This is a genomic window from Sulfurospirillum sp. E15m (genome assembly GCF_059415145.1).
The window spans coordinates 296,727-313,192 of record NZ_JCAHZS010000001.1 but is presented as its reverse complement, the minus strand read 5'-3'; the positions used below and the strand labels follow the sequence as shown (position 1 = coordinate 313,192).

Sequence of the window (16,466 nt, the reverse complement as noted above, 5' to 3'; positions counted from 1 at the left end):
TTACAACCCTTTCACGACGATAAATGTCGCCGTAACAACGATGTTAGCAATCGCCAAAGGCATCAGTACTTTCCACCCCAATGTTTGAAGCTGATCGTAACGAAAACGAGGTAGTGTCCATCTGACCCACACAAAGACAAAATTAATCATGAGAAGTTTGACGGCAAACGTCATAATCTGAATAACCGCTACGGCAACATTGATTGACGTTTGCGTCAAGCCAGAGAGTAACAACATTCCAAGCGCGGCAATGACAAAAAGATTCAGAATGATCAAAAGATTGGTAAGTGTTTTTGTCTCAAGGTTTCGCTTATCTGTATGTTCAATCCAGCGGTTATGCTTTTTCATCCAGCGTACAAAGCCAAAACTACCTAAAGGCAATAACACCATTATGGCCATTAAAAGCGTAGGCATATGCATTTGTAAACTGTGGGTATTTAGATACGGTAAGTGATATCCACCTAAGAAAAGTGTCACGATCAATGCACTTGATGCGCTCATCGCAACATATTCGCCCACAAAAAAGAGTCCAAAGCGCATCGCGCTATACTCCGTGTGAAAACCGCCGACAATTTCACTTTCACCTTCGGCTAAATCAAAAGGAGTACGGTTGGCTTCGGCAAAAGCGGTGACAATAAAAATAAGTGCGGCAATCGGTTGTAAAACAATACCCCATGCTGGCAAAATTCCACCAATCAAATTTCCTTGATAGGTCACGATATCGCCCAAATGCACTGACCCATACGTTATGAGCACTGACACCAGTGAAAGTCCCATCGCAGCCTCGTAGCTAATGACTTGCGCACCCGCACGCATAGAGCCTAGAAGTGAGTATTTGTTATGGCTGGCCCATCCGCCTATCATGATGCCATACACGCTTAATCCCGCAAGCGCTAAAAACCATAGCACACCTAAATCCATCGGTAAGCCTTGCATGATAAAGCGTTTTCCATTTACGATTAAGTCATCGGCAAAAGGCATGACCATAAAGCTTAAAAATGCCGATGCGAAAACAAGCACTGGCGCGAGAGAAAATAAAAATTTCTCCGTAATGGCTTTGGCTTTAAAATCCTCTTTGAAAACCAGTTTGAGCATATCGGCAAACGATTGCACTAAGCCTCCAAGTCTTATTCCTGCAATATGACAACGATTGGGTCCTAATCTGTCTTGAATCAGACCTGCGACGCGTCGCTCAATCCAGACTAAAATCGGTGCGGCACCCAACGAAAAAAGTAAGGCTAAAATCACATTGATAACAACAACGCTGATGCTCAGTGTACTCATAAAACACTCTTTGGCGTTTGTTTGAGCATCTCAAACGTGATGCCTTCAAAGGCTTTGTTTTGAATAATTTCTTCATCCCAAACTTCTTTACATGTAAAAAGCCCGTCCCCTAAGATAGTACCGACAATTTCCAGCACTGTTTTATGCGGTTTATCACTGTGAATAGCACAGGCGCTGTATTGGAAATACCCGTCAATATTGATAAATGTTCCTGAACGTTTCGTATGCGAAGCAATCGGTAAAACGAGTTCGACTTCTTGACACGTCATTTCATCGGTTGGGCTTAAAACAGCGATGTTTTGAGCGTAATGCATCGTTTTAATGACAGAAACATCGTGTCGTCCAATGAAGACGACCAACTCAGCAGTTTCAAGATGCTTTTGAAGGGATGCAAGCGTATCATCTATTTCTAAAAGTTTGAGGGCACGCGCATTGCAAGAGCGATCAGCACATTTAAGAAAATCATCGCCAAACCCTTCATCAATACGGTCTGGTTCATACGCATTGATGGCAATTTCATACAATTTAGCCAACTTTTGAAGACGCACCATCTCTTCTAAAGCAAGCGAAGAAGAAAGCAGAAAGAGTGTTTTGCCTAAATGTCGTTTTAAAAGACGTAAGAGTTTCCCTTCAGCATACTCATATTCGCTAACACGTCCTCTAATCAGTGCTTGAGATTCTTGCGAAGCATTCTCTTGTTGATAACTGAGTCTTCCCGCATCACAAATAAAATAGCCATTGATTTTATCATTGAGCCGTGGTCGATAGCGATAAATCATCTCATCTTTGTATTTTTCTTTATGATGATCGACATAAATGGAGCACCCTCGCGCACAATGATTGCAAATCGCCTCTTCACTTTTTAAAAACCACACTCGTTTATGAAACCGAAAATCTTGGCTAGTTAGTGCACCAACGGGACAGAGATCCACCACATTCATGGCATAAGGATTATGCAGTTTTTCACCCGGAAAGGTGCTAATGACGGAGTGGTCGCCTCTGGAAAGCACTCCTAGCTCATTGCTTTTAGTAATTTTTTCCGTAAAACGTACGCAACGGGTACAGAGCACACAACGCTCTTGGTCAAGGACAACATTGGCTCCTAAATCAACCCGTTTAAGTCCGCGAACTTTAGGGGTAGAAAGCCTACTTTCATACAACCCAACATCCATATAGTAATTTTGCAAAGAGCATTCGCCCGCTTGATCGCAAATAGGGCAATCAATGGGATGATTGATGAGCTCCATCTCTAAGATAGAGCGTTTGACGCGGTCAATATTGGCACCTTTGGTGCGAACAATCATGCCTTCTTTAATCGGCGTATCACAGGCGATTTGCGGACGTTTTTGTCCTTCGATTTCGACCATACACATTCGGCAATTCCCATCTTTTCCCAAAGACGGATGGTAACAAAAGTGAGGGATGTTAATCTGATGCGCTAAAAGCTCTTCAATCAGTAAAGCACCTTCTTTCACCTCTAAAATCATTCCATCTACCGTAATATGCGCCATAAACCTTCTTTATCCTTGCTGTGACGAATTTTCTCATTCTATCTTGCAAAAACTTTAAAGTTGCTGTCACTTCTGGTTTACTAAATTTTTAATAAAGAGATGTTAAACTCTACCGTTTTTTCTGAAAGGAGCCTTATGTTCACACCTCGTTTGCTTAAGTGGTTGGCGGCTGAAATTATTGCTGTTCTTTTAATTACGGCGTATATTTTCATTGACGCAAGTGACGTTTATGAGTGGTGGGTTGGAGATACTGATTTTGCTTATTCATTAACTCCATGCGATTTACATCAAAGTACCTGTAAAGTAACCCTTAACGATGGTACAGTCCTTAGCTTTGATATTGAGCCTAAAAACATACCTTTGATGCAACCATTGCATTTTAAAGTTACGACAACTACGAATCTTGCCTATATTGAACTGAAGCTTTTTGCTACCAATATGAATATGGGTTTCCACTCCGTGACACTCAAGCCGACATCAACGGGTGTGTATGAAGGCGAAGGCGTTTTACCAACGTGTATGGTGGGTGATATGAACTGGCAAGCCAATGTTATTTTAAATGAAAAAACCAAAAGTCTAGGGGCAATTTTTTCGTTCAAAACAGATAAATAAAATTCTCATTTTAGTTTCGTTACAAAAGGTAATCTTTTGAAAACTGAATGAATATTCATCTATGGTGAACGGAATGAGTCTTGCAATTTTAGCTATACTTGTTACTTTAATTTATATGCAAGTGATTTTGAGGAGATGCACCGTGTCCATTACGCAACGAGGCGAAGAGCTTTGTTTTGACGAGAACCAATTTATCGTCTCTAAAACAGACCTCAAAGGTAAAATTACCTACGCCAATGACCTTTTTATAAAGATTTCTGGTTATAGTGAAGAAGAACTTATTGGAACTCCACACAATATTTTACGTCATCCTGACATGCCTCGTGCCGTTTTTAAACTCTTATGGGATAAGGTCCAAAGAGGCGACGAAATCTTTGCTTATGTTAAAAACCGCACAAAATCGGGTTACTTTTACTGGGTACATGCTTATATTACGCCCATTATCGACACGAAAACAGGTTCTACTATCGGGTATCATTCCGTAAGACGTGCCCCAAATCCTAAAGGAATTGCTGTTATTGAACCGCTGTATCGCAAAATGGTTGATGCAGAAAAAAACGGTGGCATCCAAAACTCACTTTCGCTTCTTGAAAATACGCTCTCAGACTTAAAGGTTAGTTATGCAGAATTTATCCTCTCTTATGAATAGATCTTCTCTTGCCAAAGTACAAGATGCCAATCTTATTTCGTTGGTCATCTTTTTCATCTCTTTTTGTATCGAAGTCTCTGTCAATGGTTTTCATTGGATTCAGATCATTAACCTCAGCAATTTTGCATTGGGTTGGTTTATGTTTATCAATATTCGTAAAGTGCAAAAGACCATCCATGCGCTAGCAGATATCGTACACGAAAGTTCACGAGGACAGCTTCATGGCAGAATCGTCAATGTTAAAGATGGCGGAGAACTCAAAACATTGTGTTCTAATATGAACTCATTGCTGGATAACTTTGAACTCATTACCAAAGAGATTAAAGCAACGATTCTCGCAGCATCCCAAGAAGATTTTAGTCGTAAAATTCTTCAAAAAGGCATGCATGGTGAATTTAAAGAACAGACCAAAATGATTAACCAAGCTGTTCATGCGATGCAACAAACGCACGAATTTATCGCTCGCAATACACTTAATGCCGAATTGGCGCAAATTAGCAGTGGTTCCAATGACTTTTCAACCGTGCAAGCAAATCTAACCAACATCGTTGAACGCTTAAAAGAGACCGCTAAAGATGGCGAAGTCTATGCGGAAGAGACCAAAGGGAGTTACCAAAATCTTCGCGATACGATTGATAAGATTACGTCATTAATCGAATTTGTCAATCAAAATGAGCAAAGTATCGGTGTTTTAGCCCAACGGACACGAGACATTAGCAATGTGGTGGATATGATTAATGATATTGCCGATAAAACCAACTTACTCGCACTCAATGCCGCCATTGAAGCGGCGCGTGCAGGCGAACATGGACGTGGTTTTGCCGTTGTTGCGGATGAAGTACGAAAACTCGCAGAAACAACGCAAAAAGCAACTGCTGAGATTGCCATTTCCATCAAAATGCTTCAACAAGAGACCTCAGGCCTTGAAACCAATGCAGAGTCTATGAAGCAAAATGCCGATGCATCGACCAAAACTCTCGATACACTCAGTACAACGTTTAATAGCCTTATCATGCACTCAGATACCACGTCGAATAATATCAATACCATTCAACAAACCATCTTCGTGACATTAGCGAAAATGAATCATGCGATTTTTAAATCCAACGCTTACAGCGCTGTGTACGTCAATGATACCAATGCATCGTTTCAAAACCATGAACAATGCAGCCTTGGTGAATGGTATCATCACGATGGTCAAGCGATTTTTGGTGATACTCAAAGCTTTAAAGCACTCTATAAACCGCATCAAAGTTTCCACAATCATGTCTTAGAGGTTGCAAAACTGATTCGCACCACCGGGTCAAATCTCTTGGATGAAAAAGAGCAAATTATCAACTACTTTAAAGAGGTAGAGCGAGAGAGTAAAATTCTTTTCGTAACGCTTGATGCTATGATTGCAGAGAAAAATTCACGCGCTTCATAAAGATTCAAAAGAAGAATTACATGTAAAAGTTTTACATGTAATTCTCACACATACTCCATCACTAAATCATCCGGAACACTGGGCAATTTAATCGTAAACAAAGCGCCTTGTTCTGTATTTTTAACTTCAATAATGCCGTTCATATTATTTTCAATAATCATCTTGGTCATATACAGTCCAATGTCGGTACCTTGTTTGGCGTACTTCGTTGTAAAATACGGCTCAAAGATGCGGTCCATATGCTCAGGCGCGATGCCTCTACCGTTATCTTCGATAATAATCAAAATATAACGATACCCTTTTTTAAGCTGTAACCGTATAAAAGGGTTGCTCACTTCTCTGTCCCTTAAAACATCTTTGGCATTTGAAAGAATGTTCAAAAGCGCTTGCGCAAATTCATTGGGATAGCCTAATACTTGCATACTCTCAGAAATATCAAAATGAAATTCAATGCCATGATATTTTAAAGAGGCTTGCAAAATAGCAATCGCCCTTTGGCAGGCTTCTGAGATTTCAAAAACCTCTTTGTCTTTGGAGGGTTTAAAAAAGTTTTGAAAATCACTAATGGTGTTGGACATATACGCATTAATTTTATTGCATTGCTGAATACTTTGAATGAGAAACGTTCCATCAAGGTCATTAAATTCATGCTTCACTTGCAAATTCATTAAAATGGCACTGAGCTCGCCTAAAGGTTGGCGCCATTGATGCGCAATGTTTCCGATCATCTCGCCCATACTGGCGAGCTTACTTTGTTGAATGAGTAATTTTTCCTGCTCGCTTCGTTTGAAAATCTCTTCGTTTATTTTAGATTCTAGGTTATCAATCATGGTATTAATCACGTCTTTGAGTAACTGCAATTCATGCGCTTGTGCGGTAGCATGCAATCTGGAGGAGAGCTTACCGCTTTTAAGGTCATTAACAACATGGATGGCATCTTCGACAAGAACGATATCTTGTTCGATATTTGCCGATGCTTTGGCAATACTTCGGTTGAGGAGTTTTGCCATATCTTCAAGCTCGTCTTTGCTGTTGAGTGTAATGGCTTTGGGTTGAGTACTTTTGGTCTCCAAATAACGGAAGAACTCTTTAAGCCCTTCTTGCAGTTTTAATATAGACGAGACAATATGACTAGAGAGTAAATACCCCGCAATAAATACTAACGTAGAAAGCAGTAAAACAATCACGCCTAATTCATATTTGAGTGCATTAGCACTTATTTTGATGTCTGAAAAGTTTTTCTCAGCTTGTGCGACAGCATCATGCTGTAATTTTTTCAACCGCCCTAAAAGACTATAATATCGTTCTCGCTCTGTGGTATTGACATTCACATAAGCACCCTCTTCAAACCGCGCCGAGAGATACTGGTGTGTTTTATTGACCGCTTCCACATAACTATGCCAAATGCCATACGTGGTCTGGTCTAAAGCTCCAAAATGCTCTTCTAACAATTTTATCTGAGCTTCCAAATCCACTTCAATACTTTTTCGATAATCATCATTCGGAGACATCACAAGCGAAAGGCTCATTTCGCGCAAAACATTCAAAGGCTCAATATAGTTTTCTTGCAAACTTTGCGTACTTTGCGAATTTTCAAAAATGGTGGTCGCATTGTGGATATTCTCTTGGCTCAGTTTAAAAGAGCGCTCTGCCAAAATCAACATTCCGATAAAGGAAAAACTAAACAGCAAAAAGAGTTTGTATTTGATTTGTATTTTTTTCATGGAATTCTCTTAGGTAAAATAGGCGCTTGAAGCTCCTTAGGGTAAGGCTTGTCCCCTCGTATCGACCAATGTTGATTGGTAACAGACGCTTTCCAAAACGGTTGCATACCAATCCCCAGTGGCTTAAAAACCAACTCTTTATTCATCGCAAAGACATTATTGGGAATGGGAACAAACAACATATACGCCTCCTCTTTAGCACGTTGGCGGATTTTCCGACATAAAACGTTAAAGGCTTCACTGCCCTGTTCCAGTCGGAAAAACTGTGAAATATACGTCTGCATCACAGCGTCATCTCGTACAAAACTCCACGGATTGCCCTCTTGGTAATTAAAAAAAGTCAGCCAAGGATGCCTGCCATACCAGTCGATTGAATTTTGGCTTAGAATATCCCAATCTTGTATCGTTTGGTTATTGGATAAAAGCAAATCATACACCTTTTTTTCATCGGTAGTAATGGTATAACGCAAGGTGATATTGTACTGTGAGAGTTGATACTCAATGCCTTTCCACAAGAAAAGCAGTGAATCTTGCGTTACCACTTTAAAGGTTTTATTATCCAACGCATCATGCACCTCTTTAGGGCTTAACGGACACTCTTGCGATTGCAACGCTTCTTGATTGATTGCCCCTTCTTGTTTATAGGTAAACATGAGAAGATTATGTTGATTTAATGCGCAATTTAGGGCTTGTCGCACTTTTTTATTATACACGGGTGAATCTTTTTTCAGTAAATTAAAATAGAGCGCAAAATTATTGGTCGAAGGTAAAATAACGAGTTTTGAGTAAGAAGATAACATCGTCTCAATTTTTTTATTAAACGGAATGGGCATAAAATCAAGCGTGCCCTCCTCAGATGTAATGCGGCGTAATGCCTCATCTGTTTCTAGCTCAGTATAAACGGTAATCGTCTCGATTTTAGGCGAGCCTTTTTCCCAATAGTACGGATTGGCTTTGAGCGTAGCTTCTGGGGTCTGTTTGCGCCCGGTGATAACACCATCGACAAGAATATAAGGTCCTAGCCCATACGGTCCTGCCTCTTCGATATTAGGACCTGTTGCCGCCCCTCTCCACGCAAATTTTTCAAGGTAGGTTTCGGTATAAAAATTAATACGTGCAAGGTCGCGAAACAGCATACCGTAAGGCTTTTTCAAAAGAATGCGAATTTTAAAAGCATTGATTTTCTCGACTTTTTGAAGCGAATTTTTTATGTCCGTATAATTGATGGGCTGTTTCTGAAAATAATCAAAATTATGAACGACGGAGTCTGCGTTAAAAGGCGTGCCATCTTGAAAGCGAACTCCTTTGCGTAAATCGCATTCATAAATAAGTTCACGAGGATGTGTACATCGTGTTGCCAAAGAGTATTCCCAACCATTGTCATTATCCGCCAAACGAACCAATCCTTCATTTATCATACGCGACACGGTTACATAAGGAAGTGCAGGCAAAAAGACTTTTATATGCGATCTTGGGTCTTTTACATGTAAAACCCGTGAAGTGCTATCATCGACGCGGTAGTTGATTTCAGGCATTGACTCGGCAAAGATAGCAGTAGCCACCAAAAGCAAAAAGCACAGTTTCATCATGGCAACCGCTTAGGTAAAATAGGGGTTTGAAGCTCTTTTGGATAAGGCTTATCGCCTCTTACAGACCAATGCTCGCTCGTAATTTTCGCTTTCCAAAACGGCTGCATGCCGATACCTAATGGCTCAAACACCAACTCTTTGTTCATCGCAAACACGACATTGGGCGTTGGAACAAAGAGCATATACGCCTCTTCTTTGGCACGTTCTTTAATTTTATTGCATAATATTATAAATTTTGGGTCATCTTGTTCCACCAAGAAAAACTGCTCTATCAACCCTTTCATCACTGAATCACCGTAAACAAAGCTCCAAGGATTGTTCTCTTGGTAGCGAATGAAAATGGGCCAAGGATGTCTGCCGTAATAATCTTGTGTTCCTTGAATCAGCATATCCCACGTTTGAACGTGGCTATGGTTTTTTTGAACGAGATTGTAAATCTCTTTCTCACTGGTCGTAACTTGGTAGTGCAGTGTGACACCGTACTGTGCCAGCTGGTATTCGATGCCTTTCCATAAAAACATCAAGGAGTCTTGCGTAGCGACATTGAGGGTGACACCATTTAAGAGCTGGTAGAGTTTTTGAGGACTCATACTACATTCACTTTTTTTAAATGCATACGGATTGAGCACGCCCTCTTTTTTATACGTAAAATCCAATAAATTTTGCTGATTGATGGCACAATTGAGTGCTTGGCGTATCTCCTTACGATAAATCGGCGAGCCTTTTTTAATCAGATTAAAATAAATCGTAAAATTATTGGAAGACGGCATAGAGACCAATTTCGCATAAGGCGAGAGCATACTCTCAATTTTTTTATTAAAAGGAATCTGCATAAAATCAAGCTGTCCATCGTGAAAGAGAGTCATATCAAGAGCCTTTTGACTCTCAAGTTCTGTGTAAAATGTAATTTTTTGGATACTTGGGTACTCTTTTTCCCAATAGTAAGGATTGGCTTCAAGAATGACGAGCGGTGTCTGTTTTCTGCCCGTAATCATACCTTCAACCAAAATGTAAGGGCCCAATCCATAAGGACCTGAGGCTTTGATATTTGCACCCGTTTCCGCACCACCCCAGCCATACTTTTTTAAATACGCTTCAGAATAACAATAGATGCGGGCTAAATCACGAAACAGCATACCATACGGCTTAAAAAGATGCAGGCGTATTTTATATTCTGAGACTTTTTCAATGGATTTGAGCGAATGGTGAATGTCGGTATAGTTAAAAGGTTGTTTGAGAAAATACGAAAAATTATGCACCACAGAATCCGCGTTAAACGGAGTCCCATCTTGAAATCGCACACCGTGACGCAATTCAAATTCATAAAGCGTGGGAGAGAGTTTCGTGCTCTTTGTTGCGAGCGAGTACTCCCAACCTAAGTCGTTTTCAGCCAAGCGCACTAATCCTTCATTGACTAAACGAGACACATAATTATAAGGCATGGAAGGCAAAAAAACTTTAATGTGCGAGCGCGGGTCTTTTACATGTAAAACCCGAGAACTACTGTCATCATCACGATACGTTACAGTATCGGCGCATAATAATAGCGATAAAAAAAGCCATAAAAGGCTATGCTTCAAAACTGTATCCTGCCAGTGAATGATTTTTGATAAGGTTACTGCGCAATTTTTTACGCAACGTTTTAACCAGCGTACGAAGAGCCGCGATACTCATGAACTCTTCTTTCCAAACGCTCATCTCAATTTCATCGTAACTTACGACCATCCCTTTTTTACGGAGCAATAATTCTAAGAAATCTGACTCTTTATGGGTCAAATCAATTTCTTCGCCATCGTTATGCACCAAAATACGGTTTTTAAAATCAAATTTGCATCCACCGCATTCAAAAAAGACGGAACGGTCCGATTCAATTTCTTCAATACATAAACGAAGTGCGCTTAAGAGTTCATCCAGAGCCACGGGTTTGATGATGTATTTTTCAATTTTAAGCTCAATGGCACTTAAGAGGTACTCTTTATCAGTGTGTGCGGTTATCATCAAAATCGGTGTTTTTTTATCGACTTGACGAATCTCTTTGACCATGTACAAACCATCACGTACAGGCATACGAAGGTCGGTTAAGATAATATCGGGACGTTTCGCATAATACATCTCCAGTCCCTCTTCGCCGTTTTTAGCTTCAATGACCTCTTTAAGATAATACGAAAGTGAATTCGCCATAGGTTTGCGTATGCCTTCTTCATCTTCGGCATACAATAGCGTCATATTTTTGAGTTTTTCAAGCCAAAGTTCCATTCTTTTGCCTTTTGCATAAACTTTACATGTAAAGATTTTAACGAAAAAATTCTTCTAGGATAGCTAAAATTACTATAACACCAAAATATGAGAAAAAAATGAGGTGAAAGTTCTCTCCGCTTGTCTAAAAAGCGGAGAGAAGAGGTGTACTACTTTGTGTAATTTTGGAGGTATTTTTCAATCGTGTAGCGTTCACTACCACTCAAACCTGCTTGTGCACTCATCGCATCTAAGATAGACGGCCACACATTGGCATCAAATTCATCTTCAGGATGCAGTGCGTGACATGTTCCACATTTAGCTTGAAACATAGCTTTACCCACATTTAAAATTTTGTTTTTATCAGCGTCTAATACCGCTGTTTTGACAAAACCTTTGACAGAAACATTGAGCCATACGGTATCGTATTCGTCTTTTTTCTGACCAATAATTTTGTAAGCCGATGGGCTTTGCGCTTGGAAACCCACCATTAATACACCAGCTTTTTCGTACGCAATCGTACTGCCTTCTGGCATAAAACCTTGAAACTCGACTTCGCTGTATTCACCACTCGTTGAAAGTGTCTTCACTTCCGAAGCAATGACCAGCTCTCCAAGAGCTGATCCTTCGCTTGCTTCTGCATACAAAGGTGCGTTTTTTGTCAAAAACGCACTTTGTGCAAATAGCATCGTTGATGCGACACATAACGGTGCTATCAATTTCATTAATTTCATTATACGCCTTTAATATGTGGAGCTTTAAAGATTCCAATTTCTGGAACTTCACCTTTGTATTTTTCAATTTGAACCAATGCGGTTGCTTGGTTACCTTGTGCAAGTTCTGATGTTCCAACATCAGGAGTCAGAACATTCACATCTCCATGACGGCAAAGTGTTCCTGGTTTTCCGGGCTCAGTTGGGTCATACCAAGCACCCTCTTGCATTCTCACCGCACCTGGCATCATTGCTTCGGTTACCACGGCACCAGCAAGAACTTGACCACGTTTATTGAAAACTCTTACGACATCACCGTTTTTGATACCGCGAGAGAGAGCGTCTTTTGGGTTCATCCAAATTGGCTCACGTCCATCAACCTCTTCAAGGTGGCGAATCCATGTATTGTTGAGTTGTGAGTGAAGGCGATATTTTGGATGTGGACTGATTAAGTTGAGTGGATACTCTTTTGCTACTGGTGAGCCAAGCCATTCCATTGGCTCAAACCACATTGGATGACCTTTACACTCTTTATAGTTATAGCCCGCAATTTTCTTAGAGAAAATTTCGATTTTACCCGAAGGTGTACCCAAACGGTGTACGATTGGATTTTTTCTAAAGTCACCCATTTTAATGAATTTTTTCGCACTTTCAGGTGTTTCAAACTTCACATAGCCTTTTTCCCAGAACTCATCAAAGGTAGGCATGGTAACGCCTGATTTGGTTGCTTTGTCGTAAGAGGCTTGATAGAATGATTTGATCCATTCCATTTTCGTTTTGCCTTCAGTAAACGCAAGCACTTGTTCAGCAGTAAAACGGCGTAAGATATTGACAAAAATATCAAAATCGTCCATCGCTTCACCCGCAGGCTGTACGGCTTGTTTCATCGCGAAGATATAGGTATTGCTGTGTGCTTTGGTAATATCGTTACGCTCTTGCTCTGTGGTTGCAGGCAAAACGATGTCCGCCATTCTCGCACTGGCTGTCCAGAAGTTATCTTGAACGATAAAGGTCTCGAACTTTTTCCACGCTTTAATCATACGGTTACGGTCTTGATGGTGGTGGAATGGATTACCGCCAGCCCAATACGCCATTTTCAAATCAGGCCATTTGAGTGTTTTGCCATCAAAGTTGTACTCTTTACCCGCATTTTCCAAACATTCAACAATACGAGATACAGGAATGAGTTCCATTTTCGCATCTTGCCATGGACCTTTGACTTTTGTTTTGATGCTAATACCTGAAAGTCCTGGAGAAGCCGCTTTGTTATTGGCATCTGCCGCAAGACCGGTTGAACCATTGAGTGGTTTTTCGCTGAGTGCATTACCTGTTGCAGCAGCAGGCATTGGCACACCACCGTTTGAGTAGTGGTAATTTAATCCATATCCTCCACCAGGAAGACCGATTTGTCCAATCATACTCGCAAGCGTAATCATCATCCAGTTTGGTTGTTCGCCATGGTGCGCACGTTGTGTTGCCCAACCGCCCATGAGCATTGTACGTTTTGAGACGAACTCTTTGGCAAGCATTTTAATCACATCTGCTGGAACGCCACAAATTTTAGAAGCCCATTCTGGTGTTTTTGCCACCATGTCTTCACTTTCACCGAGCAAGTATTTTTTAAATTCGTCAAAACCATAGGTGTATTTTTTGATAAAATCTTCACTATGGAGTTTTTCGGTGTAGAGATAATGTGCCATACCGAGCATCATTGCAACATCGGTTGTTGGTCTGATTTGGATGTGCTCTGCTTCAAAATACATACCTGTATTATTGTACACTGGGTCAATGATGTAAAATTTTACACCACGTTTTTTCGCTTGCGCTTTGAGTTCCTTCAAATAAGAATAAACTTCATGGGTTGGAACACCCCAAGCGATTTGATTGGTATTGACTGGGTCACATCCCCAAAAAACAACACATTCGCTGTTTTCAATCAACACTGGATAAACCGTTTGTTGCGCTGTGGATTCATCGCTTCCTGTAATGTATGGCGTGATTTGACGAATCGCATGGGTTGAATAGGTGCATGTACGAGAAGTATAACCACCAGAGATGCCTAACATTCTGCCCAAAAGCGCTTGTGGATTACCAAGACTTCCTACACAAAACCATCCATAACTACCACCATAAATAGCATCTGGACCGTAATCTTTATGCACACGCTTGATTTCATTTGCTACTAAATCAAACGCTGTTTCCCAAGAGACGCGCACAAATTTATCAGACCCACGTTTGCTTTTATCGCTTTTGTGGCCATTTTTGAGATAACCCTCACGAACGCATGGATATAAAATACGATCTTCCGCATACGTACGAGCAGGAATCGCTTGCACAAGCGTTGAAGGATATTCATCACCCTCTATGGGTGTGACTTGCTCTAAACGAGAATTTCTTACACCTGTTTTAAAGGCACCAAAGTGTGAAGCACTGCATCCTTCTGCTTTATCATTAAATAAAGAATCTCCGACTAAAGGAATTGCTTCTGCATTGACTGCCGCGACAGCAGCACCTGTTGCTGCACCACTTACTTTCAAAAACGATCTTCTGTCCATTTTTCTTGTCATCATGTACTCCTTGTTTCTTGTTTTAAAAACCTACGAGCTCAACCCTACATGCAGTTTTACATGTAAAAACTTTTTCATCGTCTTTACTCCACCTCCCGCCAAATCTTAACTTTCCAAAGATAGGCAACCACAGACATAACCGTCATAAAGAGAATCGCAATAAGCCCTAGTTGTTCGCGTTCCTCTTTTTTGCTATCACCAATCTTCTCAAAGTAAGAGATAAGTTTTGTTTCTGATTCTTGTGTTAAACCGACCCGTGGCATGGAAGTTCCTGCCAATAATTTTTGTGGGTCATTGATAAATGTATGAAGATAGAGTGCATCTTTGCTGCGAATAATCATCGATAAATCAGGAATTTTCGCCCCCATATAACGCTTCAAATCTTCCGCAGAGGTAAAGGCTTGAAGTGTGTCATATTTCATACTATGGCATCTCTCACACGCATCGGCAAAGATAGCTTTTCCACTGATCTCTTTTGGAGCAATAAATGTAAAATATGCCACCATATCAGCAATCGTCTCATCGCCCAAACCTTCAAAACTTGGCATAGGATGCGGATTTTCATCGTTAAATTTATGACTCAACTTAGCTGTTTTTACAGGATTTTTAATAAAAGCCGCCAAATAATTTCTGTCATACAACACACCAGCCGTTGATAAATCAGGAACGACAACCCCATAAGCCGCGCCAGCGTCTTGATTGCTCATAACAGCGGCAAACCCTTGTGAACTGAGTGCATGGCATGCAATACAATTGGCTTCAACAGCGGCTTTTCCTTTTTCAATATTCCCTTTAGAACTAATGGTTCCAACATCTTTGAAACTGTAATCCGCAGGAGCAACGCTTGGGTGCATCACATGGTGTGCTAAAGGTTCAACACCGATGTATAAAAGAGCACTCAGAATAAGCACGATTGCTAAACTTTTCATGCAACATCTCCTATTTTTTCACGTTTTGTGATAATAGGCAAGGCTACAAAAAGTGTTAAAAAAAGAAGCGATGCGGCAAAACCGATATAGGCATTAATACCTGTTGGCGGTAATTTGCCATACAACGTTAAGAGCATCATATCTGCCATTAAAAGCCAAAACCAAACACGAAATCCTTTGCGTTCATGCGCAGGAGCCACAACCTCACTTCTATCTAAGAAAGGCAGTGCTATAAAAATAACATTGGCGACCATGAAAGCTAAAAAGCCCAAATCAGCGCTAAAGAAAAAACCACGAAGCACTTCATAACTCCATAAAAAATACCACTCAGGGTAGATATGAAGCGGTGTTTTCATTGCATCGGCTGGTTCAAAGTTAATCGGATCCATCGCAAAGTCATAGTGGTAAAATGTGAGGAAAAAATACCCTACCATAAAAACACACACGACAAAAATATCTTTGGAGAGGAACACCGGCCAAAAAGGAATAACTTTAGAACTTTTTTTATCACCTTCTAGGTATTTTTTTGCTTCCACATCAAAATCAAGCTCTTCGCCTTTTTGGTTATTGACGTGTGGGAAACGAAGGGTAAAAAAATGAATGGCGATAAACACTAAAATGAGCATGGGTAGCAGTAAAACATGCAACATAAAAAAGCGCGTGAGTGTCGCATCGGCTACAGTAAAATTACCGCGAATCCAAATGACCAAATCAGCACCAATCACAGGAATGCCACCAAAAAGGTTGGTAATAACTGCCGCTGCCCAATAACTCATCTGTCCCCATGGCAACATATAACCGCTAAATGCTTCGGCGGAGAAGAGCACAAATAAAATCATACCGCCTATCCAAATCATCTCACGGCCTTGTTTGTATGAGCCATAATAGATACCGACAAACATATGAATATAAATGACTAAAAAGACTAACGATGCACCCACGGCATGCAGATGTCGCCAGAGCCAGCCGTATTTGACCTCTTGCATGATGGTGTAATTCACGCTGTCATACGCCAAATGAATGTCTGGTTTGTAGTACATCAATAAAAACACACCGCTGATGAGTAAAATCATAAATAAAACCGTTAAAACAACACCCATCGCCCAGAGAAAATTGATATTTTTAGGAATCCAATACTCTGTCAAAAGCACTTTGGTGACTGCTTTGATGGCAATGCGTTGGTCAAGCCAATCGATAAGGCCCTCTGATTTTCGAATACGTGCCATA

13 protein-coding genes are annotated in these 16,466 nt (G+C 40.6%); 3 read left to right on the top strand and 10 right to left on the bottom strand.

The features are described 5' to 3' along the window. Complete coding sequence (locus AC5SLP_RS01595) at positions 1-1,284, bottom strand: complex I subunit 1/NuoH family protein (protein ID WP_495253383.1); 1,284 nt, start codon at positions 1,282-1,284, stop codon at positions 1-3. Then, positions 1,281-2,795 (bottom strand): NADH-quinone oxidoreductase subunit G, encoded by a 1,515-nt coding sequence (locus AC5SLP_RS01590; RefSeq protein ID WP_495253382.1) that lies wholly within the window; start codon positions 2,793-2,795, stop codon positions 1,281-1,283. Before AC5SLP_RS01590 ends, AC5SLP_RS01595 begins: the two co-directional genes overlap by 4 nt. 135 nt (positions 2,796-2,930) lie before the next feature. On the opposite strand from AC5SLP_RS01590, the gene AC5SLP_RS01585 reads away from it, so the two are divergent. The 3 genes from AC5SLP_RS01585 to AC5SLP_RS01575 all read left to right on the top strand — a co-directional run bounded on the left by AC5SLP_RS01585 (position 2,931) and on the right by AC5SLP_RS01575 (position 5,482). Next, a complete protein-coding gene (locus AC5SLP_RS01585; protein WP_495253381.1) occupies positions 2,931-3,407 on the top strand; it encodes a hypothetical protein in 477 nt (158 codons plus the stop codon). A gap of 142 nt (positions 3,408-3,549) precedes the next feature. Further along, positions 3,550-4,056, top strand: coding sequence for a PAS domain-containing protein (locus tag AC5SLP_RS01580; protein ID WP_495253380.1), 507 nt, complete (start codon positions 3,550-3,552; stop codon positions 4,054-4,056). Next, complete coding sequence (locus AC5SLP_RS01575) at positions 4,028-5,482, top strand: methyl-accepting chemotaxis protein (protein ID WP_495253379.1); 1,455 nt, start codon at positions 4,028-4,030, stop codon at positions 5,480-5,482. The genes AC5SLP_RS01580 and AC5SLP_RS01575 overlap by 29 nt, the downstream gene beginning before the upstream one ends. A gap of 44 nt (positions 5,483-5,526) precedes the next feature. Here the strand turns inward: AC5SLP_RS01575 and AC5SLP_RS01570 are convergent, their stop codons facing one another. The 8 genes from AC5SLP_RS01570 to AC5SLP_RS01535 form a co-directional block, all read right to left on the bottom strand. Then, positions 5,527-7,206 (bottom strand): sensor histidine kinase, encoded by a 1,680-nt coding sequence (locus tag AC5SLP_RS01570; protein WP_495253378.1) that lies wholly within the window; start codon positions 7,204-7,206, stop codon positions 5,527-5,529. Then, the gene (locus tag AC5SLP_RS01565; RefSeq protein WP_495253377.1) at positions 7,203-8,795 is read right to left on the bottom strand and encodes an ABC transporter substrate-binding protein; all 1,593 of its coding nucleotides are present in this window, start codon (positions 8,793-8,795) and stop codon (positions 7,203-7,205) included. The genes AC5SLP_RS01570 and AC5SLP_RS01565 overlap by 4 nt, the downstream gene beginning before the upstream one ends. Then, on the bottom strand, positions 8,792-10,375 hold the full coding sequence (locus tag AC5SLP_RS01560) for an ABC transporter substrate-binding protein (RefSeq protein ID WP_495253376.1): 1,584 nt from the start codon (positions 10,373-10,375) through the stop codon (positions 8,792-8,794). The genes AC5SLP_RS01565 and AC5SLP_RS01560 overlap by 4 nt, the downstream gene beginning before the upstream one ends. Next, complete coding sequence (locus AC5SLP_RS01555) at positions 10,365-11,051, bottom strand: response regulator transcription factor (protein ID WP_495253375.1); 687 nt, start codon at positions 11,049-11,051, stop codon at positions 10,365-10,367. The genes AC5SLP_RS01560 and AC5SLP_RS01555 overlap by 11 nt, the downstream gene beginning before the upstream one ends. Positions 11,052-11,200: 149 nt before the next feature. Further along, entirely contained in the window at positions 11,201-11,764 is a 564-nt protein-coding gene (locus AC5SLP_RS01550; RefSeq protein ID WP_495253374.1) for a hypothetical protein, read from the bottom strand. After that, positions 11,764-14,310 carry a trimethylamine-N-oxide reductase TorA gene (gene torA / locus AC5SLP_RS01545; protein WP_495253373.1) on the bottom strand — a complete coding sequence of 849 codons (2,547 nt, stop codon included), beginning with the start codon at positions 14,308-14,310 and terminating at the stop codon, positions 11,764-11,766. The genes AC5SLP_RS01550 and torA overlap by 1 nt, the downstream gene beginning before the upstream one ends. 83 nt (positions 14,311-14,393) lie before the next feature. After that, on the bottom strand, positions 14,394-15,239 hold the full coding sequence (locus AC5SLP_RS01540; protein ID WP_495253372.1) for a c-type cytochrome: 846 nt from the start codon (positions 15,237-15,239) through the stop codon (positions 14,394-14,396). Further along, complete coding sequence (locus AC5SLP_RS01535; protein WP_495253371.1) at positions 15,236-16,465, bottom strand: cytochrome b; 1,230 nt, start codon at positions 16,463-16,465, stop codon at positions 15,236-15,238. The genes AC5SLP_RS01540 and AC5SLP_RS01535 overlap by 4 nt, the downstream gene beginning before the upstream one ends. Position 16,466 lies beyond the last annotated feature (1 nt).